General features: G+C 68.1%; 22 protein-coding genes. 13 read left to right on the forward strand and 9 right to left on the reverse strand.

Annotated elements, in window-relative coordinates:
- Positions 1-97: 97 nt before the first annotated feature.
- The 5 genes from ABID41_RS04985 to ABID41_RS05005 form a co-directional block, all read right to left on the reverse strand.
- The gene (locus tag ABID41_RS04985; protein ID WP_331931001.1) at positions 98-919 is read right to left on the reverse strand and encodes a methyltransferase domain-containing protein; all 822 of its coding nucleotides are present in this window, start codon (positions 917-919) and stop codon (positions 98-100) included.
- A 67-nt stretch (positions 920-986) separates the two neighbouring features.
- Positions 987-2,774: an ABC transporter ATP-binding protein gene (locus tag ABID41_RS04990; RefSeq protein ID WP_331931003.1), complete on the reverse strand. Its 1,788-nt coding sequence runs from the start codon at positions 2,772-2,774 to the stop codon at positions 987-989.
- Positions 2,774-3,433, reverse strand: coding sequence for an ABC transporter ATP-binding protein (locus ABID41_RS04995; protein ID WP_354297725.1), 660 nt, complete (start codon positions 3,431-3,433; stop codon positions 2,774-2,776). Before ABID41_RS04995 ends, ABID41_RS04990 begins: the two co-directional genes overlap by 1 nt.
- Entirely contained in the window at positions 3,319-4,554 is a 1,236-nt protein-coding gene (locus ABID41_RS05000) for an ABC transporter ATP-binding protein (RefSeq protein WP_354297249.1), read from the reverse strand. Before ABID41_RS05000 ends, ABID41_RS04995 begins: the two co-directional genes overlap by 115 nt.
- 93 nt (positions 4,555-4,647) lie before the next feature.
- A complete protein-coding gene (locus ABID41_RS05005) occupies positions 4,648-5,457 on the reverse strand; it encodes a class I SAM-dependent methyltransferase (protein ID WP_331931007.1) in 810 nt (269 codons plus the stop codon).
- A 385-nt stretch (positions 5,458-5,842) separates the two neighbouring features.
- Between ABID41_RS05005 and ubiA the strand changes: the two genes are divergently transcribed.
- Positions 5,843-6,775 carry a 4-hydroxybenzoate octaprenyltransferase gene (gene ubiA, locus ABID41_RS05010; protein WP_331931009.1) on the forward strand — a complete coding sequence of 311 codons (933 nt, stop codon included), beginning with the start codon at positions 5,843-5,845 and terminating at the stop codon, positions 6,773-6,775.
- 31 nt (positions 6,776-6,806) lie between these two features.
- Here ubiA and ABID41_RS05015 read toward each other — a convergent pair whose 3' ends face one another.
- Positions 6,807-7,223, reverse strand: a complete 417-nt coding sequence (locus tag ABID41_RS05015) for a MerR family transcriptional regulator (RefSeq protein ID WP_331931011.1) — start codon at positions 7,221-7,223, stop codon at positions 6,807-6,809.
- Between the two features lie 146 nt (positions 7,224-7,369).
- On the opposite strand from ABID41_RS05015, the gene ABID41_RS05020 reads away from it, so the two are divergent.
- The 7 genes from ABID41_RS05020 to ABID41_RS05050 are packed head-to-tail and all read left to right on the forward strand — an operon-like array spanning position 7,370 to position 12,907.
- On the forward strand, positions 7,370-8,104 hold the full coding sequence (locus ABID41_RS05020) for an SDR family NAD(P)-dependent oxidoreductase (protein ID WP_331931013.1): 735 nt from the start codon (positions 7,370-7,372) through the stop codon (positions 8,102-8,104).
- Complete coding sequence (locus ABID41_RS05025; protein WP_331931015.1) at positions 8,101-8,868, forward strand: SDR family NAD(P)-dependent oxidoreductase; 768 nt, start codon at positions 8,101-8,103, stop codon at positions 8,866-8,868. Before ABID41_RS05020 ends, ABID41_RS05025 begins: the two co-directional genes overlap by 4 nt.
- 42 nt (positions 8,869-8,910) lie before the next feature.
- Complete coding sequence (locus ABID41_RS05030) at positions 8,911-9,513, forward strand: TetR/AcrR family transcriptional regulator C-terminal domain-containing protein (protein WP_331931017.1); 603 nt, start codon at positions 8,911-8,913, stop codon at positions 9,511-9,513.
- A complete protein-coding gene (locus ABID41_RS05035) occupies positions 9,513-10,475 on the forward strand; it encodes a fatty acid desaturase family protein (protein WP_331931019.1) in 963 nt (320 codons plus the stop codon). The genes ABID41_RS05030 and ABID41_RS05035 overlap by 1 nt, the downstream gene beginning before the upstream one ends.
- 52 nt (positions 10,476-10,527) lie before the next feature.
- Complete coding sequence (locus tag ABID41_RS05040; protein ID WP_331931021.1) at positions 10,528-11,859, forward strand: TldD/PmbA family protein; 1,332 nt, start codon at positions 10,528-10,530, stop codon at positions 11,857-11,859.
- Positions 11,859-12,653, forward strand: a complete 795-nt coding sequence (locus tag ABID41_RS05045) for a 3'(2'),5'-bisphosphate nucleotidase CysQ (protein WP_331931023.1) — start codon at positions 11,859-11,861, stop codon at positions 12,651-12,653. Before ABID41_RS05040 ends, ABID41_RS05045 begins: the two co-directional genes overlap by 1 nt.
- A gap of 17 nt (positions 12,654-12,670) precedes the next feature.
- Complete coding sequence (locus tag ABID41_RS05050) at positions 12,671-12,907, forward strand: DUF4170 domain-containing protein (RefSeq protein WP_331931025.1); 237 nt, start codon at positions 12,671-12,673, stop codon at positions 12,905-12,907.
- Between the two features lie 45 nt (positions 12,908-12,952).
- On the opposite strand, the gene ABID41_RS05055 is transcribed toward ABID41_RS05050, so the two are convergent.
- Both ABID41_RS05055 and ABID41_RS05060 read right to left on the reverse strand, forming a co-directional pair.
- Positions 12,953-13,618 (reverse strand): fused DSP-PTPase phosphatase/NAD kinase-like protein, encoded by a 666-nt coding sequence (locus ABID41_RS05055; RefSeq protein ID WP_331931027.1) that lies wholly within the window; start codon positions 13,616-13,618, stop codon positions 12,953-12,955.
- A gap of 71 nt (positions 13,619-13,689) precedes the next feature.
- Positions 13,690-14,112: a hypothetical protein gene (locus ABID41_RS05060; protein WP_354297250.1), complete on the reverse strand. Its 423-nt coding sequence runs from the start codon at positions 14,110-14,112 to the stop codon at positions 13,690-13,692.
- Positions 14,113-14,238: 126 nt separating this feature from the next.
- Here ABID41_RS05060 and ABID41_RS05065 point away from each other — a divergent pair, with 126 nt between their 5' ends.
- From ABID41_RS05065 to lpxK, 5 genes are read left to right on the forward strand one after another with little or no spacing between them, the layout of a single operon-like run.
- Positions 14,239-16,011: an ABC transporter ATP-binding protein gene (locus ABID41_RS05065; RefSeq protein WP_331927849.1), complete on the forward strand. Its 1,773-nt coding sequence runs from the start codon at positions 14,239-14,241 to the stop codon at positions 16,009-16,011.
- A complete protein-coding gene (locus ABID41_RS05070) occupies positions 16,008-16,709 on the forward strand; it encodes a lysophospholipid acyltransferase family protein (RefSeq protein ID WP_331927851.1) in 702 nt (233 codons plus the stop codon). The genes ABID41_RS05065 and ABID41_RS05070 overlap by 4 nt, the downstream gene beginning before the upstream one ends.
- Positions 16,710-16,739: 30 nt before the next feature.
- On the forward strand, positions 16,740-17,759 hold the full coding sequence (locus ABID41_RS05075; RefSeq protein ID WP_331927853.1) for a cation diffusion facilitator family transporter: 1,020 nt from the start codon (positions 16,740-16,742) through the stop codon (positions 17,757-17,759).
- Positions 17,760-17,762: 3 nt separating this feature from the next.
- Positions 17,763-19,013, forward strand: a complete 1,251-nt coding sequence (locus ABID41_RS05080; protein WP_331927855.1) for a 3-deoxy-D-manno-octulosonic acid transferase — start codon at positions 17,763-17,765, stop codon at positions 19,011-19,013.
- Entirely contained in the window at positions 19,010-20,002 is a 993-nt protein-coding gene (gene lpxK / locus ABID41_RS05085) for a tetraacyldisaccharide 4'-kinase (RefSeq protein WP_331927857.1), read from the forward strand. Before ABID41_RS05080 ends, lpxK begins: the two co-directional genes overlap by 4 nt.
- Here the strand turns inward: lpxK and ABID41_RS05090 are convergent.
- Entirely contained in the window at positions 19,999-21,945 is a 1,947-nt protein-coding gene (locus ABID41_RS05090) for a transglycosylase domain-containing protein (protein ID WP_331927859.1), read from the reverse strand. The genes lpxK and ABID41_RS05090 overlap by 4 nt on opposite strands.
- Between the last annotated feature and the right edge of the window lie 14 nt (positions 21,946-21,959).

The raw sequence follows: 21,959 nt of genomic DNA on the forward strand, positions 1-21,959 counted from the left end.
GCCCAATAGTTCCCTCACGGCGCAGCTCAGGCAACAAAAAATGCCCAGCATTTGCGACATTACTGGAAGTTTTATCTTTGATTACTTCAATTGATGACTAGTGATCGTCGCCCACCGCCGCAATCTTCGGCGTCATCACCAACCAGGGCGTCGCCTGGAGGCGGAATTCCCAGACCGCCAGCAACTGGTCGAGATGGCTGGCGCCCTTGAGGAAATCGGGAAGCGGCAGGGTCTTGGGCTGGGGATCCAATCGCACGATGTCGTGGGTCTCGGCGAACCGCTCCACGAGCCGATCGAGGACGCCCTTGCGGTAGACGCCATGGGTCTCGACGATCAGGTCCATGCCGGCCAGGGCGGGCGAAAGGTCGGGGCGCAGCAGATCGTCTTCGGCCCCCTCGATGTCGACCAGCACCAGGCAGCGGCGATCCTTGAAGGCCTCGAAGCCGTCGGGTTCGAAACGCTCGCCGATGACGACGCGGTCGGCGACCCCGTTCTTGGCGGCCAGCTCGGCGCAGGCGCGGCGGGCCTTCTCCTGGATATCGAAGGCGTGGACGGTCACCTGCGGCATCATCCGCGCCAGGCCGACGGCGTAATAGCCTTCGGCGCACCCGACATCGATCACGCAGTCGAGGGGCTTGGCCGCGAACTTGGCGAGATACGGATGCAGCTCGGATTCGTAGGTCCCGATGAGCCGTGGGGTCAGGGCGCCCTCGGTCGCTGAGGTCACGTACTCCATGCCGGCGAAGGGGCCCTGCATGATCCTCGCCCCGTACTGGCGGACATAGGCGTCGGCGATGGCGCGCGAGCGCCAGATCGCCAGCACCCGCAGCGCCAGGTTCAATTCTCTCGGATCGGCCAGCGAGGGCTCACGCGCGAGCCGGTCGCGCAGCCATTGAACGACCTGTTCGATGTAAGTCATGCGTACTCCCCCAGGGCCGCCGGCCCCCAGGGGGAGCTCTAACACGGGTCGTCATCCCCGTGTCAGCTCACACCGTTCCCTCGGTCACGGCGTGTAGTCGCGCATAGGCGCCGCCCTGGCGCACCAGGTCGGCATGGCGGCCTTCTTCGATGATCCGGCCGCTATCGAAGACGAGGATCCGGTCGGCGCCGCGGATGGTGGAGAGGCGGTGGGCGATGACGATGGTGGTGCGGCCCACCATCAGCTCTTCCATCGCCGCCTGAACCTGGCGCTCGGTCTCCACGTCCAGCGACGAGGTCGCTTCATCGAAGACCAGGATCGGCGCGTCGGCCAGGAAGGCTCGAGCGATGGCCACCCGCTGGCGCTCGCCGCCCGAGAGCTTCACCCCGCGCTCACCCACCAGGGTCTGGTAGCCAAGCGGCAGCTTCATAATGAACTCATGCGCTCGAGCGCGGCGGGCCGCGAGCGCGATCTCCTCGGCCGTGGCGCCGGGCCGGGCGTAGGCGACGTTGTCGGCGATGGTCCGATGAAACAGCGCCGGGTCCTGGGGCACCACGGCAATGGCCTGGCGGAGCGAGCCCTGCTGTACATGGGCGATGTCCTGGCCATCGATCAGCACCCGCCCCTCGTCGAGGTCGTAGAGACGCTGGATGAGTTTGACGAAGGTCGACTTGCCAGAACCCGTCGGACCTACGAGGGCGACGCGCTCGCCGGGACGGACCGTCAGAGAGAAGTTCCGGAACAACGGCTCGCCGGCCGACTTGTAGCGGAAGGTGGCGTTTTCGAAGACCACCTGCCCCAGTTCGCCCGCGAAGGGCCTCGCGCCGGGACTATCGGCGACCTGAGGCTCCATCTCGGCGAAACGGGCCACGTCCTCCACATCGTCCAGGCCCTTCTGAAGCATGCGGACGTTTTCGCCGATGTTGCGGAGATAGCCGCTCATCACGAGGAAGGCGGTGATACCGAAGGCCACGTCGCCCGGAGTCGCTTTGCCTTGAGACCAGAGGACGAGCAGGAGACCGGTCAGTCCGCCCTGCAGCACCGCCAACAGGAGATTCTGGACCAGCCAGAGGTCGGTGAAGCGGTTCCACGTGCGGACTACCGCGCCGCGCCACGTCTCGGTGATCTCACCGATGCGAGCGCTTTCGCGGTCCTCGGCGCCGAAGCTGCGAACGGTCGGATTGCCGGTTATGGAATCGGCCAGCGCGCCGCCGATCCGCGAGTCCAGGGCCACCGACCGCTGATTGAGCGGCCTGCCGTACTTGGCGGTCAGGATCACGTTCGAAGCGATGTAGAGCGCCACGATGGTGAGCGAGAACAGGCCCACCATCGGCCAACGGACGACCATCATGGCCGAAAGACCCACGAGCACCAGCAACGCCGGGCCGATCCACATGACTATGGCGTCGGAGACCAGATCATAGCCCCACATGGCCCGCGACAGCCTCCGCACCGTGGCGCCGGCGAAGGCGTCGGCATGCCAATCGGCGGAGAAGGACTGCACCCGGGCGAAGCCTTCGTCAGTCAGGTCGCGCATGTTCAGCGCCGCCAGCGGATTCCAGAACTTGTTCGCGATGTTCCGGACCACCGACAGCACCACGTACAACCCGACGAACACCGCCCAGGCGCCCCAGGCGATCTTGGCCGCCTGGGGGCCCTCCGCCACGGCGTCCACCAGCCGACCCGCGGCAAGCGGGATCGTCATGTCCGCGGCGATGGCGAGCAAGGTGAAGACGGTCATGCCGCCGAGCAGGCCGGGACGGCGCAGCCAGTAGCGCATGATGAAGCCAATGACCCTGCTGTTAGGCAGGGTTCGGCGTCTTTGGTCCTCTGTGTCTTCGTAATGTTCGGTCACTAGATCATTCCTTCGGTGACGGCGTGCAGACGCGCATAGGCGCCGCCCCTGTCGATCAGTTCGTTGTGGCCGCCCTCCTCGACGATCCGACCCTTGTCGAAGACCAGGATCCGGTCGGCGCCGCGGATGGTGGAGAGGCGGTGGGCGATGACGATAGTGGTGCGCCCGACCATCAGCTCCTCCATCGCCGCCTGGACCTGGCGCTCGGTCTCCACGTCCAGCGACGAGGTGGCCTCGTCCAGCACGAGGATGGGCGCGTCGGCCAGGAAGGCGCGGGCGATGGCCACCCGCTGGCGCTCGCCGCCGGACAGCTTCACGCCCCGCTCGCCCACGGGCGTGTCGTAGCCGTTGGGGAGCCTGGAGATGAACTCGTCGGCCCTGGCCCGCTTGGCCGCCAGCATCACCTCGTTCGGCGTGGCGTCGGGCCGGGCGTAGGCGATGTTCTCGGCGATCGAGCGGTGGAACAGGGCTGGGTCCTGCGGCACCACGGCGATCGCCTGCCGCAGGCTGGTCTGGCTGACCCTGGCGATGTCCTGGCCGTCGATCAGGATCCGGCCGCCCTGCAGATCGTAAAGCCGCTGGACGAGCTTGACGAAGGTCGACTTGCCCGCGCCGGTGGCCCCGACCAGGGCGATCCGCTCGCCCGGCGCGACCGCCAGGCTGAAGTCCTCGTAGAGCGGGCGCGGCTGGTTGGCGTAGCCGAAGGTGACGCGATCGAAGACGATCTGGCCCATCTCACCGCGAAAGATCGCAGCGCCCTCGACGTCCATGAGCTGCGGTTCGTGCGCATGTAGGTCGCAACGTCCAACATGTCGTCCAGGCCCTTCTGGAGCATCTGGGTGATCTCGCTGAAGTTCCGCATGTAGCCGGCCATCACGATGAAGGAGGTGATGGCGAAGGCCACGTCGCCCGGCGTCGCCCGGCCTTGCGACCAGGCGTGGACCAGGAACCCGGTCAGTCCGGCCTGCAGGATGATCAGCAGGATGTTCTGGCCGAAGCCGACGACGTTGAAGCGGTCCCAGGTCTTGTTGACCGCCCAGCGCCAGGCGTCTGCTGTTTCCGCAAACCGCGCTTCTTCACGCTGCTCGGCGCCGAAGGACTTCACCGTCGGGTTGGCCCCGATGGAGTCGGCCAACGCCGCGCCGATCTCGGAGTCCAGCGCCGTCGAGCGCAGGTTGGCGGGCCGCACGTAGTAGACCGACATCAGGACGTTGTAGGCGGCGAAGACCAGGACGACGATCGCCACGAACACGCCAGCCCATGGCCAGTGAAGACCCAGTGAGATGGCCAGGCCGCCCAGCACCAGGACGGTCGGGATCAGCATGGCGATCAGCGCGTCGGAGGCGCTGTCATAGCCCCACATGGCGCGGCTGACCCGCCGGACCGTCGCGCCGGCGAAGTTCGAGGCGTGCCAGTCCGAGGAATAGGCCTGCACGCGTGCGAAGCCCTCCTTGACCATGCGCGACATGATCCGCGCGTAGAAGCCGTTCATGATCCGGAACATGCTGGTCCGAGACATGTAGAAGGTCAGATAGAGGGCCGAGAGCGCGGCCCAGGCCGCCCAGGCCGCGGCCGTCACCCGCTCGGGGCTGGAGACCGCGTTGATCAGGCCGCGGGTCGCCCAGGGGATCGACAGGTCACAGACCGTGGCGACCAGCACCAGGGCGATGATCAGCGCGAAGCGGCCAGGCTCGCGCAGCCAGTGGCCGGCCATGAAGGCCAGCACCTGACGGTTCGTAAGACTTCGGGGACGATCGTCCTCATCGTGAAGTTCTGACATGACGCTTTCACAAATCTGCCGACGCGAAGGTCGGATGAATGGGATGTCGAGGTCTGGCGCCGGGACCGGTGGGGGAGCACCGGTCCCGGCGCCTCAGCCGCGCCCCTGGACGGGTCGCCGGGCCTCGAAGTTGAGTATTCGGCTGGAGCGGCCCGGCCTGCGGCCGGGCTGGTGATCTGCGCCGATGGAGATCTCGCCAAAGCCCGCCGCGGCGAGCGCAAGTTCGAACTCCTTCAGCCCCCAGATCCGGAAGGCCATGACCTCCAACTCGGACTCCACCAGACGGCCGTTTCTCCAGCGCTCGTACCGGTCGTGCGTGACGCGGCGCTGACGCAGGAGATCGATCTCCACAGCCCGGCCTTCGATCCGCAGGACATCGCCCTCGGGCGTGGTCCAGGTGCGGATGTCGGGCCGCTCGTTGACCAGGTAGCCAAGCGGAAGCAGGTCGATCATCAGGCGCCCGCCGGGACGCAGGTGGTCGAAGAACCGCTTCAGCACGGCCAGGGCCTCGGCGAAGTCGTCCAGCAGGGTGAAGGTCCCGGCCGGCACGAGGATCGCCGCGAAGTCGTGGTCGTAGGCGAAGTCCTGGAAGCTCATCTGGCGGAGCGCGGGCGAGAGGCCACGCCCAGCGCAATGGCGCGCGCACGAGGCGAGCATGTCGCCAGAGCGGTCGAAGCCCTCGACCTCGAAGCCCGCTTCCAGCAGGGGAATGAGCAGCCGCCCGGTGCCGCACCCGGCCTCGAGGATCGGGCCGTCCAGGCCCGCCAGTCGCTGCACATAGAAGTCCACGTCCGGCAGGCTGCCGGGGGGCTTGTCGAGGTCGTAGACCTCCGTGCACATCGCGCCGTAGCGGTTTGGAACGAAGGCGTTCGTCGGGGCCGGAATCGGCTCGGCGTATGTCATGTCGTCGTCTTTCGAGACGGACGGACTCCGCGCTACGAAGCGCGGGAATCCATTGTGTCGGGAAGCGCCAGGGGCACGCGCGGCTGCGCGTTGGAAGGCTGGCTATGGAGTTGCAGATCGGCCCGCAGGCGGGGCCGGGCGCGACCTAGTCGCGGAACCTGCCGGCGCAGGCGATCACGGCGACAAGCGGCTTCTGCGGATGATGATTAGATGCTGTCACGCTGATCATCTCCCTGTCAGAGCTTGTGGGCCGAACGACGATACAGGCGACCCTGCGCGCACGATCCTGCCCTGTCAACCCGAATGACCGGCGTTATTTCGCCCTCATCGCCAAGTTGCAGGGAGGGAGTGGCCGCAACGCCACAGGCGGGGTAAACGCCTACACATGTCCGCCCAGCTACCCGACGCCACACCGACCAACTGGGTCGACCGGCACGCGCCCGCCGCCCTGCAGCCCTGGCTGAAGCTCGGCCGGTTCGATCGCCCAGCGGGAATCTGGCTGCTCATGCTGCCCGGTTGGCAAGGCGCGGCCCTGGCCGGCGCCATGGAAGGCCTGTTCCCCGACCTGATGCTGCTGGCCAAGATCTTCGTCGGCGCCGCGCTGATGCGGGCGGCCGGCTGCGCGTTCAACGACATCGTCGATCGGGACATCGACGCCAAGGTCGCCCGCACCGCCTTGCGGCCGGTGGCCTCCGGACAGATCAGCGTCAAGCAGGCCCTCGCCTTCATCGCCCTTTGCAGCCTGGTGTCGCTGGGCATTCTCTTGACCATGCCGCCGCTGGCGATCTGGCTGGGGGTCGCGTCGCTGGCGCTGGTGGCGGCCTATCCGTTCATGAAGCGGATCACCTGGTGGCCACAGGCCTGGCTGGGCCTGACCTTCAACTGGGGCGGGGTACTGGCCTTCGCCGCCGCCACCGGGACGATGTCGTGGGCAGCGATCCTGCTCTATGCGGGCGGCGTCTTCTGGACGCTCGGCTACGACACGATCTACGCCATCCAGGACCTGGAGGACGACGCGCTGGTCGGGGTGAAGTCTTCGACCCGGCGGTTGGGGACCGCGGTCCAGAAGGGGGTGCTGGCCTTCTATGTGGCGGCCTTCGCCCTGGCGCTGGCTGCGGCCTGGGTCGGCGGGCTGGGTCCGCTCTTCCTGCCGCTGGCGGCGCTCTATGGGATGCACCTTTCGCGTCAGGCGGCCCGGGTCGACACGACGAACGGCCCTCTTGCTCTCGCGCTGTTCAAGTCGAACAGCTTCGCCGGGCTGCTGCTGTTCTTCGCGCTGGTCGCGGGGATGTGGAAGGGCCCGGTCGCGAGCTTTTGACGTCGCGAGCTTCTGACCAGGCCCTCGGTCTTCAGGCGAAGGCCGCGCGGCCGGCGGCCTCGGCGAGCTGGGCCTCGACCCGCGCGCTGGCCACGTGAAGTTCCTGGATAGCCTCGTCGATTTCCTGCCGCTGGCGTTCGAAAGCCTCGATGCGTTCGCGATATTTGCGCAGGGCGTGGGTGTTCTGCGCCACCAGCCCGTCGTCACGGTCATAAAGCTCAAAGATATCGCGGATCTCGGCCAGGGACAGGCCGACGCGCTTGCCGCGCAGGATAAGCACCAGCCGGGCTCGATCACGGTAGGAATAGACCCGGGCCTGACCATCGCGCGTCGGCGACAGCAGCCCCTGCTCCTCGTAGTACCGCAGGGCTCGGGGGGTCGTCGCGAACTCGCGGCATAGCTGGGTGATGGTGAAGGTGGTCGCCGGACGGCGAAGCTTCTGTAGCATCTGTACCTCCCTGCGGGCGTCGTTACGCGCCCGTCACCCTGAAACCCTCCTACCAGCTTACGTGAGCGTCAAGGCTAACGCGGCGTGAGGCTTTACGCCCCTGATCGGTCGCCGGAGGATGAGAAAAACCAGCCAGGGAGGACGCCATGGGCGAGCTGGATTTCACCGGCAAAAGGGTGCTGGTCGTCGGCGGTTCGAGCGGAATCGGCAACGGCATCGCTCATAGCTTTCGAACACACGGCGCTGAGGTCCATGTCTGGGGAACCCGGCCCAGCGCGGCGGCCTACGAAGGGGTCGAGGGCTCGGACCTGAGCTGCCTATCTTACGCCAAGGTCGATGTCGGCGTCCGGGCCGAGATCGACGCCTGCACGCCGCCGTTCGAGAACCTCGACGTCCTGGTGCTGTGCCAAGGAACGGTGGTCTACAGGCGCGGCGAGTTCCAGGCCGAGGGATGGGACCGGGTGATGGCCGTCAACCTGGACAGCCTGATGGCCTGCGCCGTGAAGTTCCGCGAGATGCTGGCCAGCGCCGGCGGCTCGATCATCATCGTCAGCTCGGTTTCCGGCTTCCAGGCCAACATCGGCAATCCGGCCTATGCCGCCTCGAAGGCCGGCGCGGTGAGCCTGACCAAGACCCTGGGCCGCGCCTGGGCGCCGGAGGGCATCCGGGTCAATGGTCTGGCGCCAGGCCTCGTCGACACCAAGCTGACCAAGGTCACCACCGAACATCCCGACAGGCTGCGCGGCGCCCTGGCCCGCATCCCCGTCGGACGGATGGGCGAGCCGTCCGACATGGCTGGGGCTGCTCTGTTCCTGGCTTCACCCCTGGCCTCCTACGTGGCCGGCCAGACCCTGATCGTGGACGGAGGACTGAGCCTGTGAACGCGCTCCGATCCCTCAAAGGCGCCAAGGCGCTGGTGACGGGCGCGGGGTCCGGAATGGGCCGCGCCACGGCCGAACTCTTCGCACAGGAGGGCGCCATGGTCGCCGTGACAGACCATGTCCTGGCTCCCGCCGAGGCGGTGGCGGCGACGCTGAGAGACGCCGGCCTCGACGCCCGCGCCTGGAAGATGGACGTCTCCGACGGCGAGGAGATCGCCCGGGTCGTCCGCGAGATCGGCGAGGCGTTCGGCGGCCTGGACGCGGTGGTCAACAACGCCGGCATATCGGCCTTCTCGCCCATCGACAGCGACGCTTACGAGGCCGTTTGGGAGCGCTCGCTGACTGTGCTGCTGAGCGCGCACCATAGGGTGATCCGCGCGGCCCTGCCCTTTCTGCGTCGCTCGCAAGCGCCTCGGATCGTCAACATCGCCTCGACCGAAGCGCTGGGCGCGACGGCCCAGGACAGCCCCTATTGCGCCGCCAAGGCCGGTGTCACCGGCCTGACCCGGGCCCTGGCCGTCGAACTAGGGCGCGAGGGGATCACCGTCAACTGCATCTGCCCTGGCCCCATCGACACGGCCATGACCGCCGGCGTGCCGGACGAGCACAAGCAGACATTCGCCAGGCGGCGCACCGCATTGCTCCGCTACGGGCGGCCCGAGGAGGTGGCTCACATGACTCTGAGCCTGTGTCTGCCCGCCGCCTCCTACATCACCGGCGCGGTGATCCCGGTCGATGGAGGGCTGATGGCCCGCAACGCCTGAGGGGCGCGTTGACGCCAAATTTGTATGACGTACAATTAACGCATGTCAAACGTGCGAGCCCTGGCGGAAAAGCGCGGCGTGCGAGAGCCGGGCAAGCGCATGCGCTCCCAGTTGTTGGACGCGGCGGTTGAGCTCTTCAAAGCGCAGGGACTGGCCGGCGTATCGGTCGCTGACATCGCCGCGGCGGCCGGGGCGTTCCCCAGCCAGATCACCTATTACTTCCGCACAAAGGAGGGCCTGTTCGTCGAGGCCGCCTGCCGCGAGGTGCTCTATGTCGCCCGGCGAGCGGAGGAAGCCGCCGCCAGCGCGGCGACGGGCTCGGCCTACAACCGCAAGCTCGTGGAAACCGTCATCGGATCACCGGGCCTCGTCCTCTTCGTCGAGGCGCTGTCGCTGACCCGCAGGCGGCAGGATCTGGCCCCGCTCATCGAACGCACTTTCGATCGCCTCCACACCCAGGGCGACCGCGCCTATGCCGAGACCCGCGCCCGACGGGGCTGGTCGGGCGGCGACACCGCCACGACCGCGCGGCGGTTCTGGACGCTGGCCCTGGGCGTCGCCCTTCGCGAAGGCGCCACCGACGCCAGCGACGAGGAGGAGATCGAAGAAATGCTCGTCCTTCTTCAAACCGGCAGGAGCGCCTAATGGCCGTTGCGGCGCGTCTCGATCCGAAAGCTTTCTTCAGCGTCGAGGAATGGGCGCCCCTGACCGCCCGCTCGACATGGCGGGGACCGGCGATGCTCGCCCACGCGTGGGCGCTGATCATCGCTGCGGGCGCCATGGTGGTCGTCTGGCCGCTGACCCTGCCGCTGGCGGTGATGATCATCGGCGCACGCCAACTGGGGCTGGCGATCCTCATGCACGACGCCGCGCACGGCGCGCTGCACAGGAACCTGAAGCTCAACGACTGGATGGGCGAGTGGCTGACCAGCGGCGGGCTGGCGCGCTACCGACCCTATCACCTGGGACATCATCGGTACGCCCAGCAATCCGAAGACCCGGACCTCGTGCTGTCGGCGCCCTTCCCGATCACCGCGGTCTCGCTGCGCCGGAAGATCATCCGCGACCTGACCGGCCAGACCTTCTTCAAGCAACGCTTCGGGGGTTTCGTCAGTCGACTGCGCGCCCGCAAGAAGGGCGAGCCCCTGGCGCCGATCGTCCTCAACGAGATCAAGGCCAAGCGCCGCTGGCTGGGCTTCGGCCTCATCGTCACCGCGATCGGCGCGCCGTTCGGCCTCTGGTGGATCTGGCCGGTGCTGTGGGTGTTGCCGCAGGCCACCTGGCTGCCCCTGGTCACTCGGCTGCGCAACATCGCCGAGCACGCCTGCATCGCCGAGAACGAGCCCGACCCGATGCGCCAGGCCCGCACCACCAAGGCCGGCTTCATGGAGCGGCTGCTGATCGCCCCCTATTACGTGAACTATCATTGCGAGCACCACATGTTCATGCACGTGCCCTGCTACAACCTGCCCCGCGTCCATAGCGCATTGGTTCGCAAGGGCGTCGCGGGCAAGATGCTGGTCGAGCCGGGCGGCTATCTCGCGGTGTTGCGCCAGGCGGCGTCCAAGCCCCCTGGCCTGGGACGCCTGGAACCAAGCAAACCCTAGTAATCGCCAGCGCCTTCTTGCCGCCGGCTGCGCATCCAGCCATATGGCTTTGATGGAAGAGAGCCTGTTAGCCGATGTGGTCGCCGCCGCGCTGAAGGCCGGCGCCGATTCCGCCGAAGCCGTCAGCGCGCAACGCAGCGCGCTTGGCATCAATGTTCGCCTTGGCGAACTGGAGGAAGTCGAGCGGGAGGAGAGCCGCGACCTTGGCCTGAGGGTGTTCGTGGGCCAGCGCCAGGCGACCGTCTCGGGCTCCGATATTTCGCCCGCCGCGCGCGCCAAGCTCGTCGAGCGGGCCGTGGCCATGGCCCGGCTGGCGCCGGAAGATCCCTATGCGGGCCTCGCCCCCAAGGAGCGCCTCGCCAAAGGCCCCTTCCCCGAACTCGACCTCTACGATCCGCAGGAACCTTCGCCCGAGGCGCTGGAAGAAGTGGCGCGGGCCGCGGAGGACGCGGCGCGCGCCAACCCGAAGGTGACCAATTCCGAAGGCGGCTCGGCCTCGGCCTCCTCATCGCACTGGCGGCTGGTGACCTCGACCGGATTTTCGGGCGTCTACCACGCCTCGGCCTTTTCGATCATGGCCTCGGTCGTGGCGGGAGACGGCGAGACCATGGAGAGCGGCTATGACGGCCGTTCCGCCCGCTGGCGCGGCGACCTGCCCACGCCGAAGTCCATCGGCGAGGAAGCCGGCCGCCGGGCGGCCCAGCGGCTGGGCGCGCGCAAAATCGCCTCGACCACCGCGCCCGTGATCTTCGAGAACCGCATCGCCATGTCGCTGATCGGGCCGCTGATCGGAGCGATCTCCGGGCCCTCGATCGCGCGCGGCACCTCGTTCCTGAAGGACAAGCTGAACGCCCAGGTGTTCGGCAAGGGCGTCAACATCGTCGACGATCCGCACAAGGTCCGCGGCCTCGGCTCCTCACCTTTCGATGACGAGGGCGTGCAGAACCGGCGCTGGTCGCTCATCGAGGACGGCGTGCTGACCACCTGGCTGATGAACTCGGCCTCGGCGCGGCAACTGAGCCTGGAGACCACTGGGCACGCCTCTCGCGGCCTTGCCGGCGCGCCGGGGGTCTCGACGACCAATCTGACGCTCCAGCCCGGCGCCAAGAGCCAGGCCGAACTGATCGCCGACGCCGGCAAGGGGCTGTTGATCACCTCGATGTTCGGCCCGTCCCTGAACGGCAACACCGGCGACTGGTCGGTGGGCTGCGCGGGCTTCTGGTTCGAGAACGGCGAACTTGCCTACCCGGTGACCGAGATCACCGTCGCCGGCAACCTGGTCGACATGTACGGCAGGCTCATCCCCGGCTCCGACCTGGAGATCCGCGGCTCGGCCAACGCCCCGTCGCTGCTGATCGACGGACTGGCGATCGCCGGACGCTGATGACGGAAGCCGCCGAGGACCTGAAACTGATCACCGAGGCGGCGAAGGAGGCTGGCCGCCTGGCCATGCAACTGCGGGAGGCGGGCCTGGAGACAACCTTCAAGGAAGGCGACTCCCCAGTGACCAACGCGGACTTGGCCACGGACGCCCTGATCAAGGCGAGGCTGACCAGCGCCCGCCCGGGCTATGGCTGGCTCTCGGAGGAGACACCCGACGATCCGGCGCGTCGGACCCGCAGGCGGCTGTTCGTGGTCGATCCCATCGACGGCACGCGGGCCTTCATCAAGACGCGGCCCTGGTGGGCGGTGTCGGTGGCGGTCGTCGAAGAGGGCCTGCCGCTGGCTGGCGTGGTCTACGCGCCCGATCTGGACGAGACCTTCCAGGCCGTGGCGGGCGGCGGCGCCACGCTGAACGGCGCCCCGATCCAGGCTGGCGAACGCGACGTGATCGAGGGCTGCGGCATGGTCGGTGATGCAAGGATGTTCACGCATCCGGCCTGGCCCACGCCCTGGCCGGAAATGCGGATCGAGGCCCGCAACTCCACCGCCTATCGCATGTGCGTGGTGGCCTCGGGCGCCTTCGACGCAACCCTCGCCCTGGTTCCGAAGTTCGACTGGGACCTGGCCGCCGCGGACCTGATCGCCCGCGAGGCCGGCGCCTATGTGGGCGATCATCTCGGCCGCCCATTCCTGTACAATGGCGTTAAACCGTCACAGCCTAGTCTTGTTTGTGCGGGGCCGCGCCTCGCCCCATTGATCCTTGAGCGCGCCCGGCATATCGCACTACCAAATTGACCAGTTTGGGAAAGACCATGCCCGAAAAGCAGCTTCTGCACCTCGTGATCGGCGGAGAACTCGACGATCTAGAGCACAATAGGTTCCGCGACCTGTCGAAGATCGACCTGGTCGGCGCCTATGCCAGCCACGACGAGGCGCTCGCCGCCTGGCGCCGCAAGGCGCAGGAGACCGTGGACAACGCGCTGATGCGCTATTTCATCATTCACGCGCACAAGCTGCTGGATCCGGAAAAGGACCCGCAGCAGGACTAAGACGTCCCTTTGACGGCCCCCGCCCGGCGGGGGCCTCCCCCGAGGCTACTCCCGCCTGAGAACGCCCTCGGTGAGCAGCCGCCCCCACATCTGGGCGCGGAAGTCGGCCTTGATGGCGGCGGGATCGTAGGCGTCGCTATCGACCCACTCCAGGAAATCCTGTCCCTTCGGCTCCCCCTCGGTGAGGTAGCGCTCGAAGGTGTAGTCCAGGACCCCGGTCTTGCCCTGCTTCACATGCAGGTAGCGGATGTGCAGTTGGTCCAGCGCCTCGCGGATCGGCAGTCCCTTGCGGAAGTGCATGTAGAAAACGCTCATGATGCCGGCGCGGTCCGCGCCTGACTTGCAGTGCATCAGGGCTGGATACTCGATCGTCTCGAACAGCTCCTTGGCGCCGTGCACGCGCACGCGGCTAGGCACTTCGCGCGAGGTGATGGTGAAATCGACCATCTTCAGTCCCAAGCGTTCGCAGGCGTCCTTCTCCAGCGCGTAGAAGCTGGCGTCGAACCCGCCGCGGAGGTTGACGATGGTCCTGATCCCGCGCCGCTTCCACTCGGCGAGCTGGTGAGGCCAGGGCTGGTTGGCCCGGACCAGTTCGTCGCTGATCCAGTGCGCGTTGGAAAAACCGAGCCGCAGATAGGCGTGGTCCTTCCAGAGGTAATCCAGATAGGTCGAGACCCGCCCGGAGGACGTGGTGAGATCGAATCCGGCCAAGGGCGCTTCCTGCATGGGCGGCTAGATAGGTTGTTTGCCAGGGCGGCGGAAGTTGGGCGCGAGGCCAGGCCCTAGTCCGCGGGCTTGAGCACGGCCGTGAAGCCCGCGACCTTGCCGGAACTGGGCGTTAGGGCGCAGGTGAAGGTGAAGTCCCTCCATTTTTCGCCCGAGCGGACGCTGCCGCTGCCGGTCAGGCTGCGGGCGCTGACCAGGGTGAGCGTGGCCGGATCGCTGGTTCCGAGAAAGACGCGGTCCGCCTCAGGGATCTGTCGGCGAAGCGACGGCAGGGCGGCAGGGCGGCAAATGACCTCGGCGACCTTCTTGGCGTTGCTCCAGCCGGACGCCAGGCTGCGCTCCTCCGGCCGCTTCAGGGCGGCTATGGCCTGGCTGATCTTGGCGTTCTGGGCGGGCGACAGCGCCGGCTCGGCCGCCGGTGGCGGCGCAGGCGCGGTGGCCGCGGCGCTCATCAGCAAGGCGATCGCGACAAGTCGCATGACGAAGTCCTCCGGTTCAGGCGGGCCTTCCCACAGCCCAGCCAAGCCGACACCATATTCCGGCCGCGGCCAGGGCCAAAGACGACTTCTTGACTTCCCCGCGCCGACAGCCGACCCCAAGGAGCCATGAGCGAGCCCGCAGACCTCCCCACCCGCGCTGTCGCCGCGCGGATCGCGCGAACCTACATGGCCCCGCGCTGGAAGGGCTGGACGATCGCCATGATCGCCGCCGTCGCGGTCGCCTATCTGAGCGCCAATCTGATCCAGATCCTCGAGCCGGCCATCAATGACCTGTTGGTCAACCACAAGCCCGGCACGCTGCTGTCCGTGCCGCTGACCATCGCTGGCTTGGCGATCGCTCGCGGTCTGGCCCAGGTCATCCAGGCCAGCCAAGTCAACCGCATCGGCAACGAGGTCGTCGGCCAGGTCCAGGTGCAACTGTTCGGCAAGCTGGTCAGGGCCGACCTGGCGCGCCTGCGCTCGGCGCACACCGGCTCGTTTGTCTCCTCGGTGCTCTATGACGCAGGCCTGATCCGTGAGGCGGCCACGGCGGGCATCATCAACTACACTCAGCACCTGCTGACGGTGATCGGCGCGATCGTGGTCATGGTCGGAAACGACCTGATGCTGTCCCTGACCCTGGTGGTGGCTGCGCCGCTCTCGACCTGGGTGATGCGCCGGTTCTCCAAGCGGACGGTGAAGGCGACCAAGGGCGCCATGGCCGAGACCTCGGCGCTTTCCACGGCGATCATGGAAAGCCTGGATGGCGTGCGCGTCGTGAAGATCGACAATCGCGAGGCCTATGAGGAGGCGCGTGTGGCCGAGGTGGTCAAGCGCCGCCAGCGGTTCCTGGTGAAGGGCGCCAACGCCCGCGCCCGCGCCGCGCCGGCCACCGAAACGCTGATGACCGTGATCACCGCCGCGGTGATCGCCTACGCCGGCTGGCGCTCGCAGTCAGGCGGAATGAACGTCGGCGCCTTCGTCGCCTTCATCGGAGCTCTTGGCCTGGCTTCGCAGTCGCTGCGGCAACTGGCCAATCTGCAGACAGTGATGGCGGAGGGCCTATCGGCCGCCCGCCGCCTGTTCGCGGCGCTCGATGTGGAGCCGGAGGTCCGCGAGCGGCCGGGCGCGAAGGCGCTGACGATCGGCGATGGCGTGATCCGCTTCGAGGACGTCGGCTTCGCTTATCGGGCCGAGGACCGACCGGCCCTGCGCGGAGTCGATCTGGAGGTCCGCCGCGGCGAGACGGTCGCCCTGGTCGGCCCGTCCGGAGGCGGCAAGACCACTATCCTGAACCTCATACCGCGCTTCTACGACACCAGCAGCGGCAAGCTGACCATCGACGGGACGGACGTGCGCGACGTGACCCTCGCCTCCCTGCGCGATCACGTGGCGCTGGTGACGCAGGAGCCGTTCCTGTTCGACGACACCATCCGCGCCAACATCTCCTATGCACGCCCCGACGCCACCGAGGCGCAGATCATCGAGGCCGCCAAAGCCGCGGCCGCCCACGACTTCGTCAGCGCCCTTCCGAGCGGCTACGACACCATCGTCGGCGAGGCCGGCGCGCGGCTGTCCGGAGGTCAGCGCCAGCGGATCGCCATCGCACGGGCCTTCCTGAAGGACGCCCCCATCCTGCTTCTCGACGAAGCCACCAGCGCGCTCGACACCGAGAGCGAGCAACAGGTGCAGGCGGCGCTGTCGCGCCTGATGGCCGGCCGGGCGACGATCCTGATCGCCCACCGCCTGTCCACCGTTCGCGGCGCCGACCGCATCTATGTCATCGAAAAGGGCCAGGTGGTGGAACAGGGTGACCATGCCAGCCTCATGAAGAAGCGCGGCGGCCTCTACGCCCGCCTCGCCAGGAGCCAGGACCTGGACGCGGAGCCCGCCGCGTGAAGAAGGTTCTGCGTCACCCGGGCGTCCAGGCGTTCCTCGGCTGGGTGCTCTATCTCCATCTGATCGTCACCCTGCGGAGCCGCCGCTGGGTCCACGACAACCTGGAATGCGTGGAGCCCGTGCTGAGCGACGGCAAGCCGGCCATCGGCCTTTTCTGGCATGGCGGCATTCCCCTGTGCCTGGGGCTGGCGCCCGTCTGGTGGCGACGGGACAAGGTTCGCTGCATGGTCTCGCCCTCGGCCGACGGCGAGTTCATCGCCCAGGCCCTGTCGCGGGCGGGCTTTCCGGCCATCCGGACCTCGTCCGCCAAGAAGGGCGACACCGCCAAGGCTCGCGCCGCCGTCGCGGCCATCCGCGAGGCGATCGGCTGGGTCGGCCAAGGCGGGGTTCTGATCGTCACGCCCGACGGGCCGCGCGGACCGGCCGAAGTGATCGCCCCCGGCTCGCTGCAGATCGCCAAGAAGACCGGGGCGCCGATCTATCTGATGGGCCTGGCCGTCTCGCCGGCGATCGAGCTCGACACCTGGGACAGGGTGACCTTCGCCTGGCCGTTCGGACGCGGAGCCACCGCATGGGACGGGCCGTTCTATGTTCCGCCGGACGCCAACGAGGCGACGATGACCGCGCTGATCCAGGATCTGTCCGCGAAGCTGACGGCGACGACCCAACGCGCCAAGGCCCTGGCCTCGCGCCGTTGATCCTCGCCGGTTTGGGTGACACATAAGGCCATGGCCCACGACCATCACGCGCATCGACATCACGATCATTCTCATGATCACGACCATGATCATGCGCACCATGACCATGATCACGGACACTCGCACGGGCGTCATGACCACGGCCATTCGCATGGCCCCGGCGGCCATAGCCATGCCCCCAAGGACTTCGGCCGCGCCTTCGCCATCGGCGTCGGGTTGAACTTCGCCTTCGTGCTGGCCGAGGCCGGCGCGGGCCTCTGGTCGGGATCGCTGGCTCTGCTGGCCGACGCCGGCCACAACCTCTCCGACGTACTCAGCCTGTTGCTGGCCTGGGGCGCGACCATCCTCGCCAAGAGCGCGCCGACCGCCAGACGCACCTACGGCCTGCGCAAGGCGACGGTCCTCGCCTCCCTGGCCAACGCCGTGATGCTGCTGGTGGCGGTGGGGGTGATCGTTTCCGAGGCGCTCCACCGGTTCACCGAACCGACGCCCATCGCGACCTGGCCGGTGATGGCCGTGGCTGGCATCGGTGTGGTGATCAACACCGCGACCGCCCTGATGTTCATGAGGGGCCATGAGGATCTCAATATCCGCGGCGCCTTCCTGCATATGGCGGCCGACGCGGCGGTCTCGCTCGCCGTCGTGGTCGGGGCCGGGCTGATCGCCTTCACCTCGCTCTACTGGATCGACCCGGCGCTGAGCCTGCTGATCGCCGCGGTGATCGTCATCGGCACCTGGGCCTTGCTGCGAGATTCGGTGAATCTCGCGCTCGACGCCGCGCCGCGCGGCATCGACGTCGAGGCCGTTCGCGCCTGGCTGGTGAGCCGCCCTGGGGTGACCGAGGTCCATGACCTCCACGTGTGGGCCATGAGCACCACCGAGACCGCCCTGACGGTTCACCTGACCCGTCCGGACAATCCCGACAGTGACGAGTTCCTGCACTCGACCTGCGAGGGCCTGGCCGGCAAGTTCGGGATCGGCCATTCCACGCTGCAGGTCGAAACCGGACACTCCGAAGCCTGCCGCCTGGCCAGCGTGCACGCGATCTGACCTTTGCGTCCGCTTTCCCTCGCGCTTTACGCCGGCCTGACCGGCCTCGCCGAGCCGTTCGCGCCAGCCCTGCTGCGCCGTCGAGCCGCCAAGGGCAAGGAAGACCCCGCACGTATCGATGAGCGGTTGGGGCGCGCCAGCTTTCCTCGTCCTGCCGGTCCGCTGGTCTGGCTGCATGGCGTCAGCGTCGGCGAGAGCATGTCCCTGCTCCCGCTCATCGAGGCCTTGCAGAAGCCGGGGCGGACCCTGCTCGTGACTTCGGGCACGCGTACCTCGGCCGAGTTGCTGGCAGGCCGCCTCCCGCAAGGCGTGATCCATCAGTACGCGCCGATCGACACGCCTGCCTCTGTGCGGCGCTTCCTGGACCATTGGCGGCCCGACACGGCGATCCAGGTCGAGAGCGAGCTCTGGCCGAACCTGATACTTGGGGCCAAGGCGCGCGACGCGAAGCTCGCCCTGGTGTCGGCCCGGATCACCCAGGCCAGCGCGGACGGATGGCGACGTGCGCCAGGCGCCGCCCGCTTCCTCTTGCAGGCCTTCGACCTGATCCTGCCGCAGGACGGCGAGACCGAGGAGCGACTGCGGTCCCTCGGCGCATCCACCGGCCCTCGGCTCAACCTCAAGAACGTCGGCGCCCCCCTGCCCGTCGACGAAGATGAGCTGGCGCGACTGCGGGCGTCGATCGCAGGGCGCAAGGTGGTGCTGGCCGCCAGCACCCATCCGGGCGAAGACGAAATCATTATCCGGGCCTGCCGCGGCCTGGACGTACTGCTGGTCGTCGCGCCGCGCCATCCCGACAGGGGGCCGGCCGTGGCAAGACTGCTGGCTGAGGCCGGCCACATCGTCGCCCGCCGCGCGGCGGACGAGCCCCTGTCGGCGGCGACTACGGCCTATGTGGCGGATACGCTCGGCGAGATGGGCCTCTTCTATCGGGCGTGCGACGTGGCGGTGATGGGCGGCAGCTTCGTTCCGGGCATCGGCGGGCACAATCCGCTGGAGCCGGCGCGACTGTCGGTTCCGATCGTCACCGGGCCGCACGTGTTCAACGCCGCGGCGATCTATGCGGACATGTTCGAACGCGTCGCCGCGATCAAGTGCGCCGGCGAAGCTGAGCTTGCCCGGGACCTGGCGGGGCTCTTGACCCAACCGCTCATCGCTCCGCGCATCGGCCGCGCGGCCATGGCCTATGCGGAAAATCAGGGCGCGGCGTTAGACGCGGCTCTCGGTTTGCTTGAACCCTTGCTGCCGGCATGAAGCTCTCGACCCCTCGCTGGTGGTATGTGCGCGAAGGCGCCCCGGCGCCCGTCTCGCGCCTGCTGCTGAAGCCGGTCTCCTGGATATGGGCCGCGGTCACCGCGCGTCGGATCGCAAACGCCAAGCCGGTCGATCCGGGCGCTCCAGTCATCTGCGTGGGGAACCTGACCGTTGGAGGGGCGGGCAAGACCCCGGTCGTGCGTGAATTGCTACGCAGGCTGCCGGGGGCGCAGGGACTCTCACGTGGGTATGGCGGCAGCGAACCTGGGCCGCTGCGCGTGGACCCGCAGCATCACACCGCGGCGGACGTCGGGGACGAGCCGTTGATGCTGGCCCAGGATGCGCCGATCTGGATCGCCCGCGACCGTGTAGTGGGCGCACGGGCGGCGGCCAAGGCCGGCGCCAAAGCGATCGTCATGGACGACGGCCATCAGAATCCGACCCTGGCCAAGGCGTTGTCGCTGGTCGTGGTCGATGGCGAGACCCGGGATGGTGTGTGGCCCTTGGGCGACGGCTCCGTCTTTCCCGCCGGGCCGCTGCGTGAGCCGCTGGCCAAGGGGATAGCTCGCGCCGACGCCGTGATCCTGATGCTGCCAGCCGACCTCGCCGAGCCGGACCCTGGCCTGCTGCGCGTCTTTCGCGACAAGCCGGTGCTGGTCGCCAGACTTGACCCAGCCCAACCGCCCCCGAAGGGCCCGCAGGTCGGGTTTGCCGGTATCGGCATGCCGTGGAAGGTCGAACGGGCGCTCAAGGCGGCCGGCTGCCAGCTCGCCGACTTCATCCCGTTTCCCGATCACTTCGCCTATGACACCGGCGCGCTGAAGCTGCTGGCCGATCGCGCCGAGCTATTCGGCGCCGGACTGGTCACCACCGAGAAGGACTGGGTCCGGCTCCCGCCCGAATGGCGCGACCGGGTGACCGCCTGGCCGGTGCGGGCCGCCTTCGAGGACGAGGAGGTCCTCGAACGGCTCCTCGCCCCCTTCCGCTAGAAGATCGGCTGCGGCGCCGCCTGAGGCGTAATTTCTGGCGCGGTTGGGGCGGGCGCGGGCGTGGTTTCGGCCGTGGGCGGGGCTGCCACTTCAGGCTCGATCGGCGGCGGCGCCATTGGATCGATCTCCAGTTCCTGGACCGGCGGAGGCGCTGCGGGCGCGACGCCGATCTGACGGCCTCCCGCACGGACCATGCCGCGGCCCATCGCGAAGCGGGCGAACTCGCTCCAGATTTCAGCCGGCAGGCCGGCGCCGGCCACGCCATTCATGGGGCTGTTGTCGTCGTTGCCGACCCAGACGCCGATCACCATGTCGCCGACGAAGCCCATATAGAGGGCGTCCCGGTAGTCCTGGGTCGTACCCGTCTTCGCGTAGGCGTACTGGGAGACGTTGCCGCCATTGGCGGTGCCGAAGGTGACCGCGGCGCGCATCAGGTCCAACAGTTGCTCGCGCTCGCGCACCGGCAGCTTGCGCTTGGGCGCGACCTTGGCCTGCTCGACCCCATAGGGGACCACGGGGATCTCACCGGAGGCCACGCCGGCATAGGCGGCCGTGAGGTCAAGCAAGGTCATCGGGGCTGTCCCGAGGGCCAAGGTCAGGTCGGGCGGAAAATCAGCATGCACCCCCATGTCCTCGGCGGCGCGGATGATCGCATTGCGGCCGATCTGCTGCGCCAGGCGCGCGGCGGCGACGTTGGACGAACCGGCGAAGGCGTTGCGCAGGTGGATTTCCCGATTGGCGTAGTGGCCCTCGTGGTTCTTGGGCGACCAGTCGCCGATCGTGACCGGCGCGTCGAGGATCAGGCTGTCGGGGGTCATGCCCTGGCGAAGGGCCGCCTGGTAGACGAAGAGCTTGAAGGCCGAGCCGGGCTGACGCTTGGCGTCCGAGACCCGGTTGAACTGGCTCTGCTTGTAGTCGTCGCCCCCCACCATCGCCAGGACGCGGCCGTCCGGGCGCATGGCGATCAGCGCCGCCTGGGTCGCGTGCAGGTAGCCCCCGTGCCGGCGCAGGGCGCTGCTGACGATCTGCTCGGCCTGGGCCTGCAGCACCGAGTCCAGAGTGGTCGGCACGCTCACCTCGCCATAGGCGGCTTCGAAGGCGCGGCGGGCCTGGGGCGAGACCCAGTCGGCGAAATAGGAACCCACCGGCAGGTTCTCGGTCCCGCGGCGAACACTGGCGGGCCGTGCGCGACGCGCCTGCTCGGCGGTGATGACGCCCGTGTCGGCCATGGCCGCGATGACCACCCGGGCGCGCTCGCGGGCGGCGGACAGGTTCTCGGTCGGGGCCAGCCGGGAGGGCGCCTTGACCATGCCCGCCAGCATGGCCGCCTCGCCGATGCTGAGCTTCTCAGGCGGCTTGTCGAAATAGTGCCTGGCCGCGGCGCGCAGGCCGAAGACGCCGTCGCCGAAATAGACCGTGGAAAGGTAGCGCGAGAGGATCTCGTCCTTGGAGAGCCGCGCCTCGAGATAGAGGGCGATCATCGCCTCCTGGGCCTTTCGCCGCAGGCTGCGCTTGTTGGTCAGGAAGGCGTTCTTGGCCAACTGCTGGGTGATGGTCGATCCGCCCTCCTGCACCCCGCCGGCGGAGACATTGCGGGTCAGGGCCCGGGTGATCGCCCGCAGATCGATGCCGAAGTGGCTGTAGAAGCGGCGGTCCTCGATGGCCACGAAGGCGCCGGGGACATACTTCGGCAGCTTGGTCACATCGACAGGCTGCTCCTTGTACGAGCCGCGGCGCGCGAACGGCTTGCCGTCGGCGGTGACCAGGATGAGGGTCGGATTGGCCAGAGGCTCCAGGGCGCGGCCCAGTGGCAGCGACCAGACCATGAAGACCAGCAGGGCGACGACCAGCAGAACCGCTCCGGCGACCGCTTGCCAGAGAGGGCGCCGCCAGAACGGCCGTCGTTCGCCTACGACTTCAGGCGCGCCGGTAAGTTCGGTCATGGAGCTCCGTGCGG

Origin of the sequence: Phenylobacterium koreense (genome assembly GCF_040545335.1) — a bacterium.
Classification (GTDB): Bacteria; Pseudomonadota; Alphaproteobacteria; order Caulobacterales; family Caulobacteraceae; genus Phenylobacterium; species Phenylobacterium koreense.